This is a genomic window from uncultured Cedecea sp. (assembly GCF_947498825.1).
Classification (GTDB): domain Bacteria; phylum Pseudomonadota; class Gammaproteobacteria; order Enterobacterales; family Enterobacteriaceae; genus JGM124.
Genome location: NZ_CANMLV010000006.1, coordinates 40,913 through 62,018, shown reverse-complemented (window position 1 = coordinate 62,018; position 21,106 = coordinate 40,913). Strand labels below are relative to the sequence as shown.

Annotated in this window: 18 protein-coding genes; 4 read left to right on the top strand and 14 right to left on the bottom strand. The window is 48.6% G+C overall.

The features are described from left to right. Positions 1 to 66 precede the first annotated feature (66 nt). The 4 genes from mglB to folE form a co-directional block, all read right to left on the bottom strand. Positions 67 to 1,065 carry a galactose/glucose ABC transporter substrate-binding protein MglB gene (gene mglB / locus Q1A40_RS08775; protein WP_299999332.1) on the bottom strand — a complete coding sequence of 333 codons (999 nt, stop codon included), beginning with the start codon at positions 1,063 to 1,065 and terminating at the stop codon, positions 67 to 69. Between the two features lie 187 nt (positions 1,066 to 1,252). After that, complete coding sequence (gene galS / locus Q1A40_RS08770; RefSeq protein ID WP_299999331.1) at positions 1,253 to 2,308, bottom strand: HTH-type transcriptional regulator GalS; 1,056 nt, start codon at positions 2,306 to 2,308, stop codon at positions 1,253 to 1,255. Between the two features lie 119 nt (positions 2,309 to 2,427). Next, complete coding sequence (gene yeiB, locus Q1A40_RS08765) at positions 2,428 to 3,588, bottom strand: DUF418 domain-containing protein YeiB (RefSeq protein ID WP_299999329.1); 1,161 nt, start codon at positions 3,586 to 3,588, stop codon at positions 2,428 to 2,430. Between the two features lie 18 nt (positions 3,589 to 3,606). Further along, positions 3,607 to 4,272, bottom strand: coding sequence for a GTP cyclohydrolase I FolE (gene folE, locus Q1A40_RS08760; protein WP_299999327.1), 666 nt, complete (start codon positions 4,270 to 4,272; stop codon positions 3,607 to 3,609). A gap of 287 nt (positions 4,273 to 4,559) precedes the next feature. On the opposite strand from folE, the gene fghA reads away from it, so the two are divergent. Next, positions 4,560 to 5,399, top strand: a complete 840-nt coding sequence (fghA, locus tag Q1A40_RS08755; RefSeq protein WP_299999325.1) for an S-formylglutathione hydrolase — start codon at positions 4,560 to 4,562, stop codon at positions 5,397 to 5,399. A gap of 52 nt (positions 5,400 to 5,451) precedes the next feature. Here the strand turns inward: fghA and Q1A40_RS08750 are convergent, their stop codons facing one another. The 4 genes from Q1A40_RS08750 to yieE all read right to left on the bottom strand — a co-directional run bounded on the left by Q1A40_RS08750 (position 5,452) and on the right by yieE (position 10,072). Then, on the bottom strand, positions 5,452 to 6,240 hold the full coding sequence (locus Q1A40_RS08750) for an ABC transporter ATP-binding protein (protein ID WP_299999591.1): 789 nt from the start codon (positions 6,238 to 6,240) through the stop codon (positions 5,452 to 5,454). Next, positions 6,237 to 7,313 carry an iron ABC transporter permease gene (locus Q1A40_RS08745; protein WP_299999323.1) on the bottom strand — a complete coding sequence of 359 codons (1,077 nt, stop codon included), beginning with the start codon at positions 7,311 to 7,313 and terminating at the stop codon, positions 6,237 to 6,239. Before Q1A40_RS08745 ends, Q1A40_RS08750 begins: the two co-directional genes overlap by 4 nt. A 208-nt stretch (positions 7,314 to 7,521) precedes the next feature. Next, a complete protein-coding gene (locus tag Q1A40_RS08740; RefSeq protein ID WP_299999321.1) occupies positions 7,522 to 8,994 on the bottom strand; it encodes an amino acid permease in 1,473 nt (490 codons plus the stop codon). Between the two features lie 211 nt (positions 8,995 to 9,205). Then, a complete protein-coding gene (gene yieE, locus Q1A40_RS08735; RefSeq protein WP_299999319.1) occupies positions 9,206 to 10,072 on the bottom strand; it encodes a DNA-binding transcriptional regulator YeiE in 867 nt (288 codons plus the stop codon). A gap of 123 nt (positions 10,073 to 10,195) precedes the next feature. Between yieE and Q1A40_RS08730 the strand changes: the two genes are divergently transcribed. After that, a complete protein-coding gene (locus Q1A40_RS08730) occupies positions 10,196 to 11,245 on the top strand; it encodes a YeiH family putative sulfate export transporter (RefSeq protein ID WP_299999317.1) in 1,050 nt (349 codons plus the stop codon). Between the two features lie 25 nt (positions 11,246 to 11,270). Here Q1A40_RS08730 and Q1A40_RS08725 read toward each other — a convergent pair whose 3' ends face one another. Further along, positions 11,271 to 12,038, bottom strand: coding sequence for an AraC family transcriptional regulator (locus tag Q1A40_RS08725; RefSeq protein ID WP_299999315.1), 768 nt, complete (start codon positions 12,036 to 12,038; stop codon positions 11,271 to 11,273). Between the two features lie 89 nt (positions 12,039 to 12,127). Between Q1A40_RS08725 and Q1A40_RS08720 the strand changes: the two genes are divergently transcribed. Further along, entirely contained in the window at positions 12,128 to 12,832 is a 705-nt protein-coding gene (locus Q1A40_RS08720) for a class I SAM-dependent methyltransferase (RefSeq protein ID WP_299999313.1), read from the top strand. A gap of 116 nt (positions 12,833 to 12,948) precedes the next feature. Beyond that, positions 12,949 to 13,794, top strand: a complete 846-nt coding sequence (gene nfo, locus Q1A40_RS08715) for a deoxyribonuclease IV (protein WP_299999311.1) — start codon at positions 12,949 to 12,951, stop codon at positions 13,792 to 13,794. 238 nt (positions 13,795 to 14,032) lie between these two features. Here the strand turns inward: nfo and fruA are convergent, their stop codons facing one another. The 5 genes from fruA to Q1A40_RS08690 form a co-directional block, all read right to left on the bottom strand. Continuing rightward, positions 14,033 to 15,727 (bottom strand): PTS fructose transporter subunit IIBC, encoded by a 1,695-nt coding sequence (gene fruA / locus Q1A40_RS08710; protein ID WP_299999310.1) that lies wholly within the window; start codon positions 15,725 to 15,727, stop codon positions 14,033 to 14,035. Between the two features lie 18 nt (positions 15,728 to 15,745). Continuing rightward, positions 15,746 to 16,684 carry a 1-phosphofructokinase gene (gene fruK / locus Q1A40_RS08705; RefSeq protein WP_299999308.1) on the bottom strand — a complete coding sequence of 313 codons (939 nt, stop codon included), beginning with the start codon at positions 16,682 to 16,684 and terminating at the stop codon, positions 15,746 to 15,748. After that, complete coding sequence (fruB, locus tag Q1A40_RS08700) at positions 16,681 to 17,814, bottom strand: fused PTS fructose transporter subunit IIA/HPr protein (RefSeq protein ID WP_299999306.1); 1,134 nt, start codon at positions 17,812 to 17,814, stop codon at positions 16,681 to 16,683. The genes fruK and fruB overlap by 4 nt, the downstream gene beginning before the upstream one ends. 452 nt (positions 17,815 to 18,266) lie before the next feature. Beyond that, on the bottom strand, positions 18,267 to 18,779 hold the full coding sequence (locus Q1A40_RS08695) for a GDYXXLXY domain-containing protein (protein ID WP_299999305.1): 513 nt from the start codon (positions 18,777 to 18,779) through the stop codon (positions 18,267 to 18,269). Continuing rightward, positions 18,769 to 20,976 (bottom strand): DUF4401 domain-containing protein, encoded by a 2,208-nt coding sequence (locus Q1A40_RS08690; RefSeq protein ID WP_299999303.1) that lies wholly within the window; start codon positions 20,974 to 20,976, stop codon positions 18,769 to 18,771. The genes Q1A40_RS08695 and Q1A40_RS08690 overlap by 11 nt, the downstream gene beginning before the upstream one ends. Positions 20,977 to 21,106: the final 130 nt, after the last annotated feature.

The window sequence follows — 21,106 nt, the reverse complement described above, 5'->3', positions numbered from 1 at the left end:
TTCACTGGCAATATTCTCTGCCAGTGAACAAACCTCTATTTCTACATCCTGGCTGATAACAGTAGTTTATTTACCGATAAATTCATCAAGATTTTCTTTATCAACGCCAACGTATGGGATACGAACAACTTTGTCTTCGATAACCCATTCCGTTCCTTCGTTAGCAGCTTTACCTTCTGCCAAGTTTTTAGCCAGATCAAAAGTCGCTTTAGCCTGGCCATTGGCGTCATTCAGTACCGTACCCGCCATTGCACCAGACTTAACCAGGCTTAATGCTTCTGGTAAAGCATCAACACCAAATACCGGAATGGAAGATTTATTGTGTGCTTTCAACGCTTCGATAGCACCCATTGCCATTGCATCGTTGTTAGCAATGATCACTTCAATTTTGTTCGCATTCGGACCAGATAACCAGGCATCAACTTTATCTTTAGCCATCGCGGTGTCCCACATTGCAGTATCCAACTGTAACTGCTCCGTTTTAACACCTTTATCATTCAGCTCTTTAATCACGTAGCTGGTACGTGCTTCTGCATCCGGATGGCCGGGCTCACCTTTTAATAACACAAACTGAATCTGACCATCTTTGTTCAAATCCCAGTTTGGATTGGCCGCCCAGTGTTTGGCAATTAAATCACCCTGAATAATGCCTGACTCTTTTGAGTCAGTCCCCACATAGTATGCTTTATCGTAACTATCCAGCGCCTGACGTGAAGGTTCTTTGTTGAAGAAAACCACCGGAACGTTTTGTGAGCGCGCTTTTTCGATGACTGTACCTGCCGCAGCCGGATCCACCAGGTTAATTGCCAGGGCTTTAACCCCCTTAGCTAACAAAATATCAATTTGATCGTTTTGTTTAGACTGATCGTTTTGCGAGTCATTCATCAGTAACTGAACTTGCGGCGAGTCTTTGCCGTATTTCTCGATGGCTTTACGTACTACTGACATGAAGTTATCGTCGTACTTATAAATCGTCACACCAATACGATCATCAGCTGCATGCGCCATAGAACCGAACATTGTGCAAGACATCAGAGCAGTTAAAGCTAACACCTTTATATTCATGGTATCTCCGGTTTTTTTATTGTGTAGGGCTGCTTGTTTTATATATGGCACGACAGTCACGTTAATGCTCCATCACTGCCTTGTGTTTCATCGCGTTTCATCGCGTTTCACCTGATAATGCCTGAGCATCATAGCCAGCAAGTTGTTAATTAACTGTGAATTTACTCACAAATTGAAAGCGGTTACATCAAAGTAATGACGGGATAGAGATCGCGGACACACTTTGCCTCGCGGCAACTGAGTGACGCCGCACCAGAGTTGGCATAAAGCAATGTGCGTCACTATTATCACCGTTTCCTCTCGCCCCCTGGAGTGCCAGTTCAGTGGCAAGCCGCGCCATCGAGACTATCGGATAACGGATCGTCGTTAATTGGGGATCGGTATAGCGGGCAATAGGAATATCATCAAAACCGATGATCGAAACTTGGTGAGGAACAGAAATACCGTTATCTTTCAATGCAGTAAGTGCACCAGCCGCCATACTGTCATTGTATGAGAAAATAGCACTAAGCTGTAAATTACGGCCAAGTAGTTCAACCATCGCCGCTTCACCACCCTGCATATCGGGTTGCCCGCTGCCTACCCAGCTATCAGGTGCGATGATCCCCTGTTCGGACAATGCACGTAGCCAGCCAGTACGCCGCATATCGTTATCTTCAATCTCATGGCTGGATGCCAGATAACCAATACGCTGGTGTCCTTGCTGAAGCAGCGTTCTGGTGGCCATGATTGCGCCACTGATATTATCGAGGCAGACACAACGATGCGCGTAACCTGGAATAATTCGGTTGATTAATACCATTCCAGGCGTACTATCCAAGAATCCTGCCAGTTCTTTATCACTCAATGTTTTAGAGTGAACAATCAAGGCATTGCATCGTTGTCTCAACAATACTTCAATTGCATTACGCTCTTTAGCTTCCTGATGATAGCTGTTGCCGATCAGCACATTTTTATTGTGCTGCTGGGCAACCATATCGACCGCTTTGACCAGCGCACCGAAGAACGGATCGGATACATCCATCACCACGACACCAATAGTGTCACTATTTTGCGTCGCCAGCGCCTGGGCATTTGCATTAGGCCGATAGTTCATTTCCGTTACCGCTTGCATCACTGTCTCTCGTGTTTGCGGGCTGACCACCGAGCTGTGATTAAGCACCCGTGAAACAGTAGCGACAGAGACGCCAGCGCTACGCGCGACGTCACGGATCGTTATCGGGATTGGAGAGGTTAATTTCATAACAGCACCCTGGTGTTAATCAGGTGTCTATTTTGTGGTGAACTGAGGGATAAATGACGTGACGGGAATCACATCAGTGAAATCGCTTACACACTATTCGTTAACCTCTGTGATACACATCATTCTCTTACATTGATGGTCTGGTGTTCACCACTGACTCGTCGCGTTAATTGACGCCACAACCATTCAACCGGTCCCTGGCGGAAATAGCGCAACCACAAGACTGAGAACAGAATATTAATACTCCAGATGACAGGAACCAATATCAGTAAACTCAGGCGATCAAGTTTCATAAACAAGCCAAAATGATAGAACAATATCGTACAGATAATCGTCTGCAGAAGATAATTAGTCAGCGCCATTCGACCGACACAACCGACCCATTTTATCGCGCGAAAACGGGATAACTGCGGCCAGAAACCGAGGATCAAGGCCACATAACCTATTACTTGAAAGGGCGCACTTAATTCACGTGGTGCCTGTAACAACAACGCACACCAGCGCCATGCCCAGTCAAGCTGCCACTGAGCAATAATAGCGGGAATATTAATCAGCAGACCCAGGAACACTAAACCCCAGCCGATACGGCGATAATGCGGGAGACTAAACTCTCCTTTCAGCCAACCATTACGCATTAAAGCTGCGCCAATCATCATCATCCCGGCAAGCTGCCAGCCGTACTGAATAGCCAGAGCAACCCACGCAGATGTCAGTAAATCGGCTCGATTCTCGATGGCTTCAAACCCACCCTGAGTACGCCAGAACAGTTCATACTGCTGATGAGCGAGGTCAGGTATCCAAAAGTTAGTCGGCTCTCCGCCAGGCAGGATACCCAGAATCACCAGTACGGCTATCCCTGTCAAATACAGCAGCACGCCAGTATTAAACAGGGAGTACTCTTCGGGGGCATCACGAATAGTACGCCAGCAAAGCAGCCCCACCAGCCCGTATGACAGTAATATATCGCCTTCCCAGAGCAATAATCCATGTGCTAAACCGAGTAACATCAAGAGAAAAAGTCGGGATTGGATCCAGCGCGTACCGCGTGACAGTAGCATCTGCAAACCCGCACCAAACAGTAATGCAAATAATGAAAGGAATTTAACCTGAGCAAATGCATCCAAAAAAGCCCAAGTCCAGATATCTGACGGGGTGATAACACCATACCAGGCCGGATTCAGATAGGCCGCCTTTGGTAAACCAAAGGCGGTAATATTAAGAAGCAGGATCCCAAGAACGGCAACGCCGCGAATAACATCCAGCGTGACATTTCGTTCCATACTTCCTGCCTGCAATGATTAATTATGGCGTACTGCGCGTAAGAATTCCTGACGCGTATTTTGGCTGGACTTAAATAACCCACCTAATGAAGTTGTCGTCGTTGCGCTGGTTGCATCCTTAACACCGCGGGCTTTCACACAATAATGGACGGCATCAATACTTACAGCGACATTATTCGTTCCGAGTAAAGTCTGTAACGCAATCAGGATTTGCTGCGTCAGACGTTCCTGGACCTGCGGACGCTGGGCAAAAAATTGCACGATACGGTTTATTTTTGATAAACCAATAACTGTATCTTTAGGAATATAAGCAACGGTTGCTTTACCATCGATAGTGACAAAATGGTGTTCACAGGTACTGGTGAGCGTAATATCGCGCACCGTCACCATCTCATCGACATTCATTTTATTTTCGATAACGGTAATTTTCGGGAAATTGGCGTAATCGAGACCAGAAAAAATCTCATCGACGTACATTTTAGCAATACGTTTCGGCGTATCCATCAAACTGTCATCGCTCAAATCAAGATTTAACAGCTCCATGATCTCTTTCATATGACCGGCAATTTTTTGCTTACGCGTTGCGTCATCCAGTTCATGCAATGGCGGTCGTAGCGGGGTTTCTAAACCACGCGCGACTAACGCTTCATGTACCAACGAGGCTTCTTTTGATAGTGATGACATGCTGTGTTCTCCTGCAGGTATGCTGACCTTTGCTTTCGTTGGTGCAAAGTATCTGTTTATTGTGCGGCAGCATGCCTGAAGAATCCAGTAGCGCCCACAAATTATTAATATCGTGCTATCTATCTAAACCCTGATTGCCAGACCCTATGATTCGGCTAACTGAACATTAGCAACACCCAGGTCAGCTGAAGTATGACGGGCAATGTTGCAGATATAATGCGGTATCGTTAGACTCAGGTGAAGTGAAACTTGTTCATTGTTGTTGAATATTTATAAGGAGACGCACAATGGAGTTGCTGGAAGAACATCTGTGCTTTGGGGGATGGCAGCAGCGCTGGCGTCATAATTCTCAGGTTCTGAATTGCCCGATGACAGTAAGTGTTTTTGTTCCGCCTTTAAAGAATACGGCTCCCCCACCGGTGCTGTATTGGTTATCGGGGCTGACTTGTAATGATGAAAACTTTACCACCAAAGCCGGAGCCCAGCGTTTAGCTGCTGAACTGGGAATTATGCTGGTCATGCCGGATACCAGTCCTCGTGGTGAAGGGGTTGCCAATAACGATAATTATGACTTGGGCCAGGGCGCCGGATTTTATCTCAATGCCACGGCCGAGCCTTGGGCAAGCCATTTTCGGATGTATGATTATCTGCGTAATGAATTACCTGAACTCATCGCCGAACATTTTATTACTGGCGATCGTGCATCGATTTCGGGTCATTCAATGGGCGGACACGGAGCCCTTATTATGGCTCTGAAAAATCCGGGGCGTTTCTGCTCAGTTTCTGCTTTTGCACCTATTGTTAATCCGACTGAGGTCCCCTGGGGACAAAAAGCCTTTACCGCTTATCTGGGGAGCGATACCGGTAGCTGGCAGGAGTGGGACAGCTGTCAGTTACTTCAGCAGGCTTCTTCCGCTGCAAAGCTCCCTATTCTGATTGATCAAGGCAGTCGTGACCCTTTCTTACCGACACAACTGCAACCGGAAAAATTTGCCGATATCGCGCAGCAGAAAGCCTGGCCGCTGACCTTGCGTACTCAGCAGAATTACGACCATAGCTATTACTTTATTGCGAGTTTTATTGAAGACCACTTGCGCTTCCATGCCAAATATTTGCTGAATGACTAAAACAACCAAGGGGAGCATATTGCTCCCCTTATCCATTTGCTCCGCTTTTGCATCAGACTTGTGGTGTTTCAACCAGCCCGTCTATCAGTACCTGTGCCACCCCTTGTGAACAGCGTTCAATACGCCCCCTGACGCCATACACCTGGGCCAGACTCTGCGGGGTGATGACCTCTTCGGGTTCACCGCATGCCACCAGCTTACCATCACGTAACATTAATACATGCTCGCTGTGACGCAGAGCGATATTAATATCGTGAACCACCACAATAGTGACAATATTACGCTCACGGGTTTCTCTGGCCACCAAGTCCATAACATGGAACTGATAGTTCAAATCAAGAGCACTGAGTGGCTCATCCAGTAAAAGCAGCGACGGACGGCGGATCAGCGATTGCGCCAGTCCCACCAGTTGCTTCTGCCCTCCGGAAAGTTGATCGAGATAGTGCAGCGCCAGATGAGAAATCCCCAGTTGCTTCAGCAACTGCATCACCTGCTGCTCACTTTCAGTATTATGCAGTCCCCCCGCAGCGCGCTGCGCAACGATAATCGACTCCAGTACGTGCAGGTGTACACCTTGAGGCAATGACTGTGGAAGATAGACGACTTTTTCCGCCCTTTGGGCAAAAGGGAGAGCCATTAAATCTTCGCCATCCAGATATAGCTGACCCTCAGCACGGTTCAGGCCCGCCAGCGAACGCAGCAAGGTAGATTTACCGCAGCCATTAGGCCCGAGCAGCACAGTAATTTTGCCGCGCGGCAGTACTGGAACCGTTAAGTTCTCGATAATTTTACGCTTTGGATATCCCGCATTAAAGGCACTAATTTGTAGCCCCTGCATTATACGTTCCCCCGATGGCGCAGAATAATACTCAGGAAAAACGGCACGCCGACCAGAGAAGTCACAATACCGACCGGAATAATAACGCCTGGAATGATATTTTTTGAGGCAACAGACGCTAAAGAGAGCACTAAAGCCCCCACCAGTACACTGCCAGGCAGATAAAAACGATGATCTTCACCAAATAACATTCGGGCGATATGGGGAGCCACCAGGCCAATAAAACCAATGGGACCGACAAAAGCGACAGAAAGTGCAGAAAGGATACTGATACGCAGTAAGGTGCCCAGGCGCAGACGGCGTACATCTATACCGAAACTGATGGCGCGATCTTCGCCTAATCGCAATGCTGTCAGTTTCCACGAGCTGAGCATCGAAATCGGCATAATGACGGCAAACGCTAATAGCAGAATGCCCAGTTTATCCCATGATGCGCGGGCAAGACTGCCCATAGTCCAGAATACCAGCCCCTGCAATGTATCTTCACTGGCAATAAACTGCAGCATCGAGACCAGCGCATTAAAGGTAAACACCAGGGCAATACCGAACAGTACCACCCCTGAAGAGGCAACACGCGTCCAGCGTGTAATGCCATCCAGCATCAAGGCGGCAAACAGAGCAAAGACAAAGGCATTAGCGGAAATAAACCATTGTGCAGGGATCCCAGGAATACCGATACCGAGAATAATGGCAAGTGCTGCACCAAATGCTGCTGCAGAAGAAACCCCGAGCGTAAAGGGACTGGCGAGTGGATTATTGAGGATAGTTTGCATCTCCGCCCCTGCCAGACCAAGGGCCATGCCCACCAGCAGCGCCATTAAGGCATAAGGCAGACGAATATCCCAGACAATCACTCTCACCCCAGGATTAGCACTTGATGGATCAATCAGAGTTTGCCAGAGCGTTTCCAGCGGCAGGCCCGAAGGGCCGAGGGTAAAATCCAGTAATAACGAGGCTAAAATAGCAATAACCAGCAGGGTCATAATCCAGTAACGGTGGCGTAAAACTTGCTGATAGCGTCCCATGATAACGTCAGGACCTACATTGGTGACGAGTGGGTCGGTCGTAACACTCATTACATCTGTACCCTTATAACTTTGGTGAATAAAGCAGAAAACAGTATTTAATCCCTGCTTTGCGATTTGTTGGGAATGATAACAGATCGCATTACCAATATATTAAGGAAAGTATATTGCTGTTTAAGAAAGGTATATCAAATGTATGAAACGAGGCTAAAAGGAAGTGAAAGAAAAAGGCGCGATACTGACATCGCGCCTTTTCATTTTATTTATGCTGGCGATAATCAGGGAAGCTCATTTCGCTATAACGGACGAAACGACTGCCTTTGATAAATTTATAACTAAACCAGATACATAAGAAGAGAGGTAAGCCAATATAGGTCGCGACCACGCCACCCCAGTCGATGCTATCAGCAAGGAATGCCTCATAGTTTTGTCCCAGTGTGATAGTCATACAGAGAACAAAAGCAAAGATAGGCCCTAATGGGAAAAACCCCGAACGGTAAGGTAGGTCGTTAACATTATTACCCTGCATCACATAGCCGCGACGGAAGCGATAGTGGCTGATGGCGATACCCAACCAGGCAATAAATCCGGTCATACCCGACGTATTCAGCAACCATAAGTACACCGTCTGATCGCCGAACATCGATGTCAGGAAACACAGCGCAGCAATAATTGTGGTGGCATAAAGTGCATTACGTGGTACGCCACCGGCTGATAATTTGGCGAAAATGCGCGGCGCTTTACCATCACAGGCCAGCGTATAGAGCATACGGGTTGAGGCATACATCCCAGAGTTACCCGCTGAGAGAACCGCTGTCAGAATAACGGCATTCATCACGGCTGCAGCAGACAGTAAACCAGCATGTTCAAAGACCAGAGTAAAGGGGCTGACGCTGATATCTTTAACATCGTTACGCAGCAGGCTCGGGTCAGTGTAAGGAATGATCAGGCTGATAATTAAAATCGCAAACACATAGAACAACAAGATACGCCAAAAGACCTGACGCACTGCACGAGGAATATTCTTTTGTGGATTTTCTGACTCACCGGCAGCGATACCGATAAGTTCAGTTCCCTGGAACGAGAAACCGACTATCATCGCCACACCAATCATCGCAGCAAATCCACCGGCAAAAGGCGCATCGCCAGTTGTCCAGTTGCTCCAGCCTGCAGGCTCTACGCCTTTAAAGATCCCCAGTATCATCATAATGCCAACAACGATAAAGATAATGATCGTGCTGACTTTTATTAAAGAGAACCAGTATTCAGACTCGCCAAAACCTTTAACCGAGATCCAGTTCAAGGCAAAGATGATCCCCAGGAACAATGCGCTCCATATCCAGCCAGGGGTATCAGGGAACCAGTAATTCATCACCAACTGAGCGGCCACTAAATCGACGGCGATGGTCACCGCCCAGTTGTACCAGTAATTCCAGCCCAAGGCGAAGCCAAAACCTTCTTCTACGTATAGTTGACCATACGTAGAAAAAGATCCAGAAACAGGCATAAACGCGGCCAGTTCCCCGAGGCTGGTCATCAGAAAATAGACCATCGCGCCAATCAGAATATAGGATAATAAGGCGCCTGCCGGGCCCGCCTGGGAAATCGTTGCGCCGGATGCGACAAACAGTCCGGTACCAATAGAACCACCGATAGCTATCATCGTCAGATGACGTGCTTTTAATTCGCGGCGTAAGCCAGGTGCTTGTGTGGTTTTACTCTCAGAAACCATAGAAAATTGTTGTCCATACAAATAATAATGGCTGATTGTAACAAAAAGGGCTTCTCTGGTTAGAAGAAATGCCGTGTTATAAGAGAGCTTCATGATGGGCAGGGAATTATAAGCAGCAGCCTCATTTGCTGAATATCACAAAAGGCTTTAAGCGTGCTGGAGAGGCGTTTCCTCTCTCCTTTCGCTTCATTACGGACTGCTGCTTTTAATATTAGCCTTTACAGTACTGCAGAAAGCGGGCTAATGATTTTGAAATATGCTTCTGGCGGTGATGAATACAATACAATGTCCGTATCAGAGGAGGTAAAGGAAGCGGAACCTCAACCAATGAGCCACTTTCCAGCTGCTCCGCTATCACCCGCCGGGACAGGCAGCTAATCCCCATGCCATGACGGACTGCATGTTTAATCGCTTCTGAGTTACCCAGTTCCATACCCAGACGGCAGTGCGGTAAGTTAGAAAGCAACAGATAATCAACAATTTCCCGTGTACCCGAACCTTGTTCACGTAAAATCCACGGCTGTACCGCTAAACTGTCCAGAGTCACTGTCTGCTGCAAAAAAGGATTTTTTGGCGAGGAGAAAACCACAAGTTCATCTTCCTGCCACACTTCGCTAACAATATCAGGGGCACGGCAAGGCCCTTCAATCAGACCGATATCCACACCAAAATCGGATACCGCATTGATAACATCCTGACTATTGCCGACACTCAATTCTAACGGCAGATCGGGAAAGTCCTGACGATAACGTGCAATGATTTCTGGCAGTATATAGTTACCGATGGTGCTGCTGGCATAAATGCGAATCGCCCCTTTATCTTCAGTGAACAGTAGCTCAATATCCCGGGCTTGCTCCAGTAACGCCAGCGCACGCGGATAAAGCAGCCGTCCGTGTTCATTAACCAGTAATCTTTTGCCTATTCGGTCAAATAGCTGGATCCCCAGCTGTCCTTCCAGATCGGCCAGGGCAGCACTCACTGCCGATTGTGACAAGGCGAGTCGCTGCGAGGCCTGCGTGGTTGAACCACTTTTCAGCACTTCAGCAAAAACTTCAAGCTGGCGCAGGGTGATATGCATAATTTTTCTCACAGTCAGGAAAAGTGCTTACTTACCAGTTATACAGATAAGTTATAAATATATAATCAATTTTATCTTTATGCGACCCAAGAGTAATCTTTTCTTATCAAAGAGGAGAAGGTTATGGCTATATTACCGATACAGATTCATCCTGTTCCATCCCCCCGCTTACTGCCGGGTTTGATTCTGGTCAGTGGAATAACCGCAGTGGCTTTGTGGCTCGGCAATGAACCTGCAATAATGAAGTTAGGCCTTGGAGCGCTGACGTTAGCGATTCTGGCGGGCATGATCGTCGGCAATACGCTCTATCCTAAAATAGAGTCCAAGTGTGGCAGTGGCGTACTGTTTGCCAAGCAAACGCTACTTCGTCTTGGGATAATTCTCTACGGTTTTCGCCTGACATTTTCACAAATTGCTGAAGTCGGTTTCAGCGGCTTACTGATTGATGCTCTGACCCTGTGCAGTACCTTTGCCCTCGCCTGCTTTGCCGGTAAATATTTCTTTGGGCTGGACAGACAAACACGCTGGCTGATCGGTGCCGGCAGCAGTATCTGTGGTGCAGCGGCAATTCTTGCGACTGAGCCCGTGGTCAAAGCCGAGTCGAGTAAAGTCGCCGTTGCCGTCGCGACGGTAGTCATTTTCGGTACTCTGGCCATCTTTATCTATCCCTTGCTGTATCCCTTAGTCATGCAGTGGTTTACACCTGAAACCTTCGGGATTTATGTGGGTTCAACTATGCATGAGGTCGCACAAGTCGTCGCCGCAGGACACGCCATTAGCCCTGAAACCGAAAATGCTGCAGTGATAGCTAAAATGCTGCGAGTGATGATGCTGGCACCCTTCCTCATTTTTCTGAGTATGCGCGTTAAAACATTATCGACAGGCACCACTAAACAACCGGGTAAGATAACCCTGCCCTGGTTTGCGCTACTGTTTATTGCTGTCGCCGTTTTTAACTCTTTCAATCTATTACCAGAGAATATCGTTAGCGCATTGATTTTTATAGATACCCTGTTATTAGCAATGGCAATGGCGGCCCTGGGGCTTACCACCCATATCAGTGCATTAAAAAAAGCAGGTGCCCGTCCGTTACTGCTGGCGCTGATGCTATTTATCTGGTTATTAGTCGGCGGTGCAGCCATCAACTTGGTTACACACTCACTGCTGGGATAGAGCGGATAACACTTTTCCTTCAGAATCAGGCTTCACGCGTTTTACTCTCACCCGGCGAGTGACCGAATTTACGTGAAAATGCGCGTGAAAATGCCGCGGCACTGCCGAAACCAACCACAGCGGCGGCAGATTTTACGCTATACCCGGACTGCAGTTTGGCTTTCCCCAAGGCTAAACGCCAATGGGTCAAATAGGCGCCAGGCGGTTGTCCGACTGTTTTCTTAAAGACTTCAATATATTGCGCACGTGACATTCCCGCGATGGCAGATAAGTCAGAGATATTCCAGCTCCGGGCGGGTTTGTCATGCATGGCAACGAGACTCATATGAAGTTTAGGGTGTGCAAGTCCCGCCAGGAGTCCGGCATCAACGGTACCAATTGCTATTGCCCGCCGGATTGCTAATACGATGACCACCTCACAGAGACGACTTCGCACAGTGAAGCCGCCGCAACGTGCAGTTTCGTTCTCAGCCACAATAAGCTCAACCAGTCCCTGTAATTGTGGCGTCTCAGTCAGTGAAAAGCACAGTTCATCAGGTAATGCTCCGACCAATGGATTATCGCTACCGCCAAAGTCAACCCGGGCCGCTGCGCACAACGCGGCCCCGGCGGGAAGCTGACAGGAAGCCCTGGCGCGATAAAGCAAATGAGTTGGGCTGCCCGAACGATTGCTATCGATAATAAGAAGATTCGCTGAGTCCGTTGCATCACAGTGCATTGTGTGAAGTGGGAAGGCTTGCAGGAAGGCCGTCAATCGGTCATATCTTAGTGAAGAAACCAGATTTTCAATCATGTTTTTATCGCACTTTATCACCAGCAATCTTTTATCCTATCTTAAAACGATGTGATTACCCATAACCCAAACGCCCGACAGGAGATTTCATGACGCAAAATTCAGCCGCTAAATTCGATGCAACCCGCGCCGGGGAGTACGCCCAACAAAGCCGGGTTGCGCTTGCCGGATATGATGCCTGCCATGAACTTTCCGCCTGCATGCTGTCAGCCGCGCTGGGAGAAGGAAAACCTGCCCGCATACTGGTCGTAGGCGCGGGAGGAACCGCGGGTGAAATTATCACCTCAGCAACACTGGAACCACACTGGTCATTCGTCGCTGTCGATCCGTCTCAGCCCATGTTGGATCTTGCCCGTATGAATATTATCCGGGCAGGCATTGCTGACCGGGTAGACACGATTAATGGCGCACTATCCGATTTAGATCCTGCCCGATTATTCGATGCCGCCATTATGATTGGCGTGCTGCACCATCTCCCTGGCGATAAAGAAAAGCACGATACTTTAGCCGGGATAGCCATGCGTCTTAAACCCGAAGCGCCCCTGGTGGTTGCAGGAAATTATCGCGCTTATGCTTCAGAACCCTTACTGATGGCAGCATGGGCAAATCGCTGGCGCATGAACGGAGCCGGGCAAGAAGAGGTTCAGGCCAAAATGAATAAGATCCTGCAAGGAGCGGAGCCTCCTCAGTCGGAAGAAGCCGTTTTTAACTTGCTCAGCAAAGCAGGCTTTCAGGAGCCCCTGCGTTTTTTTACCAGCCTGTTTTGGGGAGCCTGGCTGACCAGGCGCGTATAAATTTAAAACCGACATCCAGTCAGATTTATGGTGCTTGCGGTAATTGATTGCTGAAAATCCTGGCTGAATCGCTATGATGGCTAACCAGTCGTCGTCGATTATACAGGAGAACGAAGATGAAGTTTATTGGAGCGCATGTTAGTGCCTCTGGCGGTCTGTTTAATGCCGCCATCCGTGCCCACGAAATAGGTGCCACTGCGTTTGCCCTGTTCACAAAAAATCAGCGTCAATGGAATGCCCCGCCACTGACCGAGGAAGTGATTACGCAATTTAAGCAAGCTTGCGAACGTTACCAGTATCTGCCCGGACAAATTCTGCCTCACGACAGCTATTTGATTAACCTGGGACACCCTGAGCAAGAAGCGCTGGAAAAGTCGCGCGTTGCCTTTGTTGATGAAATGTCGCGTTGCCAGCAGCTAGGACTGACCTTACTGAATTTTCATCCGGGTAGTCATCTGAAAAAGATCCCCGTTGAAGACTGTCTGCAGCGTATTGCGGAATCGATCAATATTGCTCTTGAGCAGACTGAGGGAGTGACTGCGGTTATTGAGAATACCGCCGGACAAGGCAGTAATCTCGGTTTTCGCTTTGAACATCTGGCCGCCATTATTGAGGGAGTGGAAGATAAGTCCCGGGTCGGAGTCTGTATCGATACCTGCCATGCTTTTGCCGCCGGATATGACTTACGCACCGAAGCCGACTGCGAGCAAACCTTCAGTGACTTTGAAGATATTGTTGGTTTTGAATATTTACGCGGCATGCATCTCAATGATGCCAAGAGTGAATTCGCCAGCCGGGTTGACCGCCATCATAGTCTGGGTTCAGGCAATATCGGTCTGACGCCCTTCCAGTGGATTATGCGCGATACGCGTTTTGATGGTATTCCGTTAATTCTGGAAACCGTTGACCCGGATATCTGGGCTGAAGAGATTGCCTGGTTGAAAGCACAGCAAACGCGTTAAATCTCCTTTTAATATCTCTTCGTCACATCTGCGAGTGCGGCCTTGAAAAGCTGCACTGAACGAGTCTCTCTGAATGGAACCCGAAAAAAGCACCATCAGGCTAAAAAGGAGAAGTTTTAGAACAATGCCTGATATTAGCCGGCATCGTCTTCAATAAGGGGCAGAAGCAGAGAGAAGCAATACGGAGAGGGATTAAAACTGTCTGGCACTCAGTTATAGCGAGTGCCAGACAACGATATTATGCCACTGTTTTAGACGTTAACTCAGCGTCAGGGCGTTTCAGGAAAGCATACGCAACTCCAGCAACCACAGTACCGGCAATAATGGAGAGCAAGTAACCGACGACTGGCGTAATCGCACCTGGAATTAACAGGACAAATAATCCGCCATGTGGTGCCATCAGTTTCGCGCCCACAGCCATAGACAGTGCACCAGTGATAGCCCCGCCAACGATACAGCAAGGTAAGACACGCATCGGGTCACGGGCTGCAAAAGGTATTGCCCCTTCGGTAATGAAACACATACCTAACACTATCGCCGCTTTGCCACCTTCCTGCTCTGCCTTGGCAAATTTCTTACGTGCAATAAACGTTGCCAGACCGAGAGCCAGGGGAGGAACCATACCCGCAGCCATGATAGCAGCCATAGGCGCATAAGTTTGGGTACTGAGCAGGCCAACACCGAAAGCATAAGCAGCTTTGTTCACCGGGCCACCCATATCGGTACACATCATACCGCCGAGGATTGCCCCCAACAGCACTGCGTTCGCAGTGCCCATGGTTTGCAACCAGTGGGTCAGTCCTTCGAGGATCTTAGAAACCGGGGTTCCTATCAGATAAATCATTGCCAGGCCCACAACCAGTGACGAGAGCAAGGGAATAATCAGGATAGGCTTCAGGGCTTCCATACTGGAAGGTAATTTCAGTTTTGAACTGATAAGTCTTGCCACATAACCGGCAAGGAAACCGGCGATAATGCCTCCGATAAAACCAGAGCCCGTGCTTACTGCCAGCATACCGCCCACTAAGCCGGGGGTCAGACCAGGCCGGTCAGCAATCGAGAAGGCAATAAAACCAGCCAGTACCGGCACCATCAGCGCAAACGCGGAGCCACCACCAATCTGCATCAATGCTGCAGCCAGCGTGCCTTGCTCTTTAAATGCTTCGATACCAAAAGCAAACGAGAGTGCAATACACAAACCACCTGCAACCACCATCGGCAGCATATATGAAACACCGGTCAGCAGGTGACGATAAGCGCCTGTCTGTGATTTTTTTCCGCTGCTGGACGTTGAGGCTGAACTTGAGCTGCCTTTAACGATGTAAGGTTCTGCTTCAACAACCGCTTTATCCAGTTCCTGAGCCGTTTTCTTCAGCGCAAGGCCTGTCGAGGTACGGTACATCGGTTTACCGGCAAATTTTTCGAGATCAACTTCGATATCTGCAGCCACAATAACCAAATCAGCGGCAGCAACTTCTTCGGCAGTAATCGCATTACCAGCACCAACCGAACCGCGGGTTTCAACTTTAACCCACCAGCCACGTTTTTTCGCTTCGTTGGTAATCGCTTCAGCCGCCATAAAGGTATGAGCCACACCGGTCGGGCACGCGGTGACGGCCACAATACGTTTTGCACTACTGCTTTGTTTTACAACAGCCGCAGGAGCGACAAAAAGTTTAGCCTCAGTAGCGAGTTTATTCAGTAATGCTTCCGGCTCAGCAATAGCTTGCTGTATATCCGCGAGTAAAACATTTTTATTGATTAAAGCATCATCTTCCGGGAAGGCACTTCCCAGCACTAAAACACTCTCAGCCTCTGAGGGCGTGTCGGTCAGAGTGAACTGTGCTTTCGAAGCGGCTGCACTCAGACGTAACTTGGCAATATAGGCGCTCGCCTGCCCCATATCAGGGGCCATAATTAACAGCGTTTTCATGGTCTGTTTCTCCTGCTGTCAGTGAAAGGGTTTTAGCTCAACACGGGCCATCATTGCAGCCAGTTGCGTTCTGTCAGTAATGCCGACGTTACTTTGACTCACAGCCAAAGCCGCTACAGCGGTCGCAAGACGCAGCGTATGTTCACTCGATTCGCGCATCAAAAGACCATAAATCAGTCCACCCACCATAGAATCACCGGCACCGACGGTACTGACGACTTCACAAGATGGAGGCTTAGCAATCCACTCCCCCGAGGCATTGACCCACAAGGCGCCTTCCGCTCCGAGTGAAATCACTACATGCGCAATGCCTTGTTCGCGCAGGGCATGAGCGGCTTCAATCACATCTTTCAGCTCGGGTAATTTACGGCCCGCCCAGACTTCAAGTTCACGGCGATTAGGTTTCACCAGCCAAGGTGCGGCTTTCAGCCCTGCCACTAGCGCTTCACGGCTACTGTCAAAAATGATGCACGGACACTGACTACGCAGACGTAGCATCCACTCAGTAAAGGCTTCCGGTGAAACTCCCGCAGGCAGGCTTCCACTCACGCAAACCATATCGAACTGACCAAGCCAAGTCAGAGAGTCAGCAACAAAGCGATCCCAGTCGGCACCCGTTACTTCAAACCCGGAAAAGTTAAGATCCGTCACTTCGCCGTCTTTTTCTGTCAGTTTGACGTTAATGCGAGTGCGCCCCTGAACGACCTGGAAACGGTTCGCAATGCCCAAGTCGCTGAACAGATGCTGAAAACCTTCCTGGTTCTCTTTACCGAGGAAGCCGCCAACCGTGACATCAATACCTAAATCTTTAAGCACTTTGGCAACATTGATACCTTTACCCGCCGCATGGAGACCGGTAGTACGCACCAGATTCACTTCGCCGCGCTCAATTTCTGCGCAATAACCCACTAAATCATAAGCAGGATTTAACGTTATCGTTGCAACACGTCTGCTCATTGTGCACCTTCCCCAAGACCCGCCGCTATTGCTTCGCCAATAGCCTTCAGCGCTTGTTCAGCTTCTTCCCCCTGGGCACTAAAGCGCAGGCGGTGACCTTTTTTAACCCCCAATGCCACCACTTTCATCAAGCTGCGACCATTGGCAGGTTTTCCTGTTCCATCAAGGTTTATTACTGTCACTTCACAGTTGAACTGCTTGATGGTATTCACCAGAACCGTCCCCGGACGAGCATGAAGGCCATGTTCATTTTTAATCACGAACTCAGCGCTTAGGGTCGAATCAGTCTCAACATCATCAGAGGTCAGTAACATCAGTAATAAGGAAGCGTCTGCGGTGGCTAATTTATCTGCGGCTTTCGTTGTCAGCAACGCATCCAGACGCTTGAGCACCGGAAGCGGCTTATCATCAACTTGTGCTACGGTCACCAGCAGTGAAACCGGTTTATCGAAAGCGTCGAAACGTGCAACCGGACGGCTGACGGCAATCGCGCTGGTCAAGTTTCCTTCAGCACTGTCGTTCAGCCAGACACCCGCACCAAGATAAACAGGCGTAGTCGAAACAACATGGCTTACAAAATTCGCATCAACGGCCTGGGCCTGTTTAAGACGCCCGGCATTTAATGCCTGTAGAGTGACTAAATCCTGGGTATCCACATTCAGCGTCAGCATACTGTTATCCAGCAGCAGATCTGCGGTTTGCGTTTCCCCCATCAGCAAGGCGCGTAACTCTTCAGCCTGAGTGGCGGATTTCAGCTGTTCAGCAATACTGTCATCACTCAGCACATGCGTCAGCTGACGCAGTAGACCAAGGTGTTCATCTGAACTGGCGGCGATGCCAATAGCCACATAAGCCTGCTGGCCGTCACCCCAGGTCACACCCTGCGGAAACTGAAATACCTGCACACCGGTTTTTAGTACCAGGGAGCGGGTATCGGTCGTGCCATGAGGAATTGCAATCCCGTTCCCCAAATAGGTCGAAGTTTGCTGCTCACGGGCCAGCATGCCGTTGACATAGCCTTCGCCTGTGTATCCCGCTTGCTCGAGTGCAGCGGCAATCATGCGGATAGCCTCTTCTTTACTACCGGCGGCACAACCGGGATGAATATTCTGGGCAGATAGCTGGAACATGTTGCTCCTCTCCTATGAATTGAATCGATTCAGTCACGCTTTAAAAAAAATCCTCATCGGACTTGCTGGAGATGATCTGAAGATCGCTGAAACGTTTCAATCATTTTTGATCTGATTGACTGCCGCCGCAATAGTTCTCGCTTTTCTGTACTCATAATTTTGAGCTTCAGCACATTTTCAGCTAATAAACACACTCCAGCTGAAGTTTTTAAAGCAACAGAGGCGCCTTATCAGCAAAGCGGTTTTTTCGGCCAAGATCCACAGTTAGCGCAAGAACCTGAACGATGACTGAAAATATCCGTCCACATGAGTAAAGATTATTTGTTTTTTCTGACAGGAACGGCGCAATACGGGAAGGTATTAGAAAGAAACATCCAGACAAGGAAACGCAGGGTAGCATGAAGGATTCGAGACGGCCTGATTACAGGCCTTGCTACCCGACTGAATAAAAATCAGGGCTCGATGCGTTTCCCTTCCTCATCTAATAAATGGGTTAAAAGAGCAGTACCATCAGGGCTTACACGAAACTCACCATAACGCGCATTCGCAAACCGTTTCGCCTGCCCTTCCTGGAAGAAATAGCTTGGCGTACCGATTTGTAGTCTGTGGCGAACAAGACGATATTTCATCAGTACCTCCTGGGATTGCAGACTGGGTTTCTCAGCAAAGTGTGCCCGTATGGCTCGATGTTGCTGATCAAGTTCAACAACAAGCGTACCTGTGCTATGGGGATGCGTCTGTTCTTCACGCCAAAACTGCTCATATAAACTGAGAGCGAGAGAATAGTTCAGCACCATATAATCCCCCTGCATCAGTGAACGCGGGTCAACCGGAGCCAGTTCAAGGATCACGAGAGTCCCTTCTTTCAGCATCTGCTCTTTTTGGAAAATAGAGATATTCACGAAGATGAGCGACAGCAGGAGCGCTCCTGCTGTCAGCCATTTCAGCACGAGATTAGTTTGCATGCGTTTCTCCTGATGTCGCAGGGAGCCATTGCCTGGCCGCCCAGGCCAGACTCAGGAGTAGTAACCCACTGATGAAGAGTAGCTGTGATTTATACAATAAAGTGACATCAAGAGAATAATACCAGTTACTGAGATACCACATCAGAAAACAGCCAGCAGAAACCAATAATCCTTTACTGCCCTGATAACGCGCAACCAATACAAATATCAATCCCAGACCAATACCCGGAGCAAAAATCGCCATCGCTCCACAGAGCATAGCTGCAGGCAGGTAAATACGACAAGCCGGTGTTCTGAAGGCCAGGGCATGAACACATGCGCTGCCAATAAGTCCCACCGCTATCCCCACGCCAGCCCCCTGTGACAAGCCGCTATAGAAAGAATTTGACCCAAATATCTCACCCAATATTCCAAACTGCATACCGGCGAGAGACTGTAAACCCAACCCAATGGGTATGCCATAGAGTAGAGCGGACATCCACTCTTGGCGGGTAGCAGTCTGGTATTGTTCCTGGCGAGTGAGCCCCCATATCCATAGCGCGACGATACCTGCGACCAGCAACACGATAGGTCCCTGCGCAAACCCGGTGGATAAAAAGGCACTGATAATAGACGCCACTGGGCGAAGAAAAAGAAAAACAAAACCCACAACGGCCATAATGCGATACAGGCGATTGGGCATGGCTATCGCCATCAGAATAATGACAGGCAAATACAGGATAGAATCGACGAAACCATGAAAAACGCCCCGGGGTTCAACCAGTGAATAGACACTAATACACAGACCACAGGTGGCTGCAATCGCCCATGCCAGTCCAATATGCTGTTTACCGATGCTGGTTGTCCGCAACATCATTCTGGCCAATACAGCAATAATTAATGAGGGCACTATCAGACCAATACCCAGTAGATCATCAAATAGATCGGTCACGTAGAGAAACAGCAATAACAGAAACAAAATGATCAATGCGGCAACCCAGCAACCGGTTACCAGTGTAACGAGTAAATACCAGGGTAAATGAGTTGAGCAATCGTGTTTTTCGAGTGCCTCCCGTTGTGCTTCATTTAATAGCTGAGACTGGCGGAGTTCTTGTATTAAGCTTGCCTCATCGTTCTGTACCTGTTTCGTCGTTTGCGCCGATGGCAGCTTACGCCGCAAGAACAGCAGCAGTGCAAAACCGGCAATCAATAACAACACCATTAATACACCGCTAATAAACAGTGTGCCGATATCCCATACGGCAATGAAGCGTATAATTAATGCATCACCGACGGCTATCAGGCTTATCACGCCAAACGTTAACATACATAAGTCAGGGCGCCGGTAGCGATAGTAAAAATAACCTGTCACCAGGACGCCTCCCAGCAAGACAAACAGTATCAAGCCAGGAAGATAGTCTTCCCAAAGGGATCTAATAAACAGTGATGTCAGTGTCAGAAGCAGATAAGCGGCCATAACACGTGAACACCAGCGGCTCACCAACCAGCTGCCAGATGCATGTCTGGCGGCGTATTCAGCCAAAGCTTCGCGTATCAGCAAAAGGGCAATCTGAACAATCAGATAGCCATAGAGAATAGAATTCGGTAACCAGGATAAAAAAGAAGAAACGATAGCATCAAAAAAGAATGTGATCTGACTTAAATAATAAAGCTGGAAGGCCAGGTTAGCGATAACCCAAGTACAGAACCACAATGCATTTTGCCGTCCCAGCAGGGCTAAAGGAAACAGTACACAAGCCCAGGTAAAGAACAACTCCCAGCTGTCTGCTCCGGTTTGATAAACCTGGCCATACAACGCAAACAATCCGCCAAAGCTGAGGCCAGCCGCTAATAATGCCATACGTGCCACAGCATCATACCAGCGCCACCAGACCACTATTGCGAGTACGATAATAAACAATTGGGCTAATGCAAACTTGACCATCTTCGGCATAGCGGCCCAGTTCCAAGCGATGAAAAACACCGTTCCGGCCACTAACGCCATCAGGCCCAATAATGTGAGGAACACTGTCAGAAAACTACGCCATCCTGTTAGGTCGGGTCTTACGCCGCAATACCAGAGAATGTGTCGATAAGCAGGGACGGTGAGTCCGCTGTGTTGGTCTGGTGGTGAACTGACTAATGTGAAAAGACGATCACACAGACGCTTTGCAGCCCTGGAAGGCATTGCATCCTGCTGATGTGGCGACAAGTCCATACTGCCTCCATGCCGAGGTAACATTGAGTTTGTCTTTCGGGTATCCAGAAATTATAGCCCAATGTATTTATTTTGAATTCATTATATCCTTACACTTTTAATGGTCAAATAATGACAGATACAAACTCAA

What these genes read in the sequence shown, in the direction of transcription:
- mglB (WP_299999332.1), bottom strand. Translation starts at nt 1,065, where the DNA reads ATGAATATAAAGGTGTTAGCTTTAACTGCTCTGATGTCTTGCACAATG.
- galS (WP_299999331.1), bottom strand. Translation starts at nt 2,308, where the DNA reads ATGAAATTAACCTCTCCAATCCCGATAACGATCCGTGACGTCGCGCGT.
- yeiB (WP_299999329.1), bottom strand. Translation starts at nt 3,588, where the DNA reads ATGGAACGAAATGTCACGCTGGATGTTATTCGCGGCGTTGCCGTTCTT.
- folE (WP_299999327.1), bottom strand. Translation starts at nt 4,272, where the DNA reads ATGTCATCACTATCAAAAGAAGCCTCGTTGGTACATGAAGCGTTAGTC.
- fghA (WP_299999325.1), top strand. Translation starts at nt 4,560, where the DNA reads ATGGAGTTGCTGGAAGAACATCTGTGCTTTGGGGGATGGCAGCAGCGC.
- Q1A40_RS08745 (WP_299999323.1), bottom strand. Translation starts at nt 7,313, where the DNA reads ATGAGTGTTACGACCGACCCACTCGTCACCAATGTAGGTCCTGACGTT.
- Q1A40_RS08740 (WP_299999321.1), bottom strand. Translation starts at nt 8,994, where the DNA reads ATGGTTTCTGAGAGTAAAACCACACAAGCACCTGGCTTACGCCGCGAA.
- yieE (WP_299999319.1), bottom strand. Translation starts at nt 10,072, where the DNA reads ATGCATATCACCCTGCGCCAGCTTGAAGTTTTTGCTGAAGTGCTGAAA.
- Q1A40_RS08730 (WP_299999317.1), top strand. Translation starts at nt 10,196, where the DNA reads ATGGCTATATTACCGATACAGATTCATCCTGTTCCATCCCCCCGCTTA.
- Q1A40_RS08725 (WP_299999315.1), bottom strand. Translation starts at nt 12,038, where the DNA reads ATGATTGAAAATCTGGTTTCTTCACTAAGATATGACCGATTGACGGCC.
- Q1A40_RS08720 (WP_299999313.1), top strand. Translation starts at nt 12,128, where the DNA reads ATGACGCAAAATTCAGCCGCTAAATTCGATGCAACCCGCGCCGGGGAG.
- nfo (WP_299999311.1), top strand. Translation starts at nt 12,949, where the DNA reads ATGAAGTTTATTGGAGCGCATGTTAGTGCCTCTGGCGGTCTGTTTAAT.
- fruA (WP_299999310.1), bottom strand. Translation starts at nt 15,727, where the DNA reads ATGAAAACGCTGTTAATTATGGCCCCTGATATGGGGCAGGCGAGCGCC.
- fruK (WP_299999308.1), bottom strand. Translation starts at nt 16,684, where the DNA reads ATGAGCAGACGTGTTGCAACGATAACGTTAAATCCTGCTTATGATTTA.
- fruB (WP_299999306.1), bottom strand. Translation starts at nt 17,814, where the DNA reads ATGTTCCAGCTATCTGCCCAGAATATTCATCCCGGTTGTGCCGCCGGT.
- Q1A40_RS08695 (WP_299999305.1), bottom strand. Translation starts at nt 18,779, where the DNA reads ATGCAAACTAATCTCGTGCTGAAATGGCTGACAGCAGGAGCGCTCCTG.
- Q1A40_RS08690 (WP_299999303.1), bottom strand. Translation starts at nt 20,976, where the DNA reads ATGGACTTGTCGCCACATCAGCAGGATGCAATGCCTTCCAGGGCTGCA.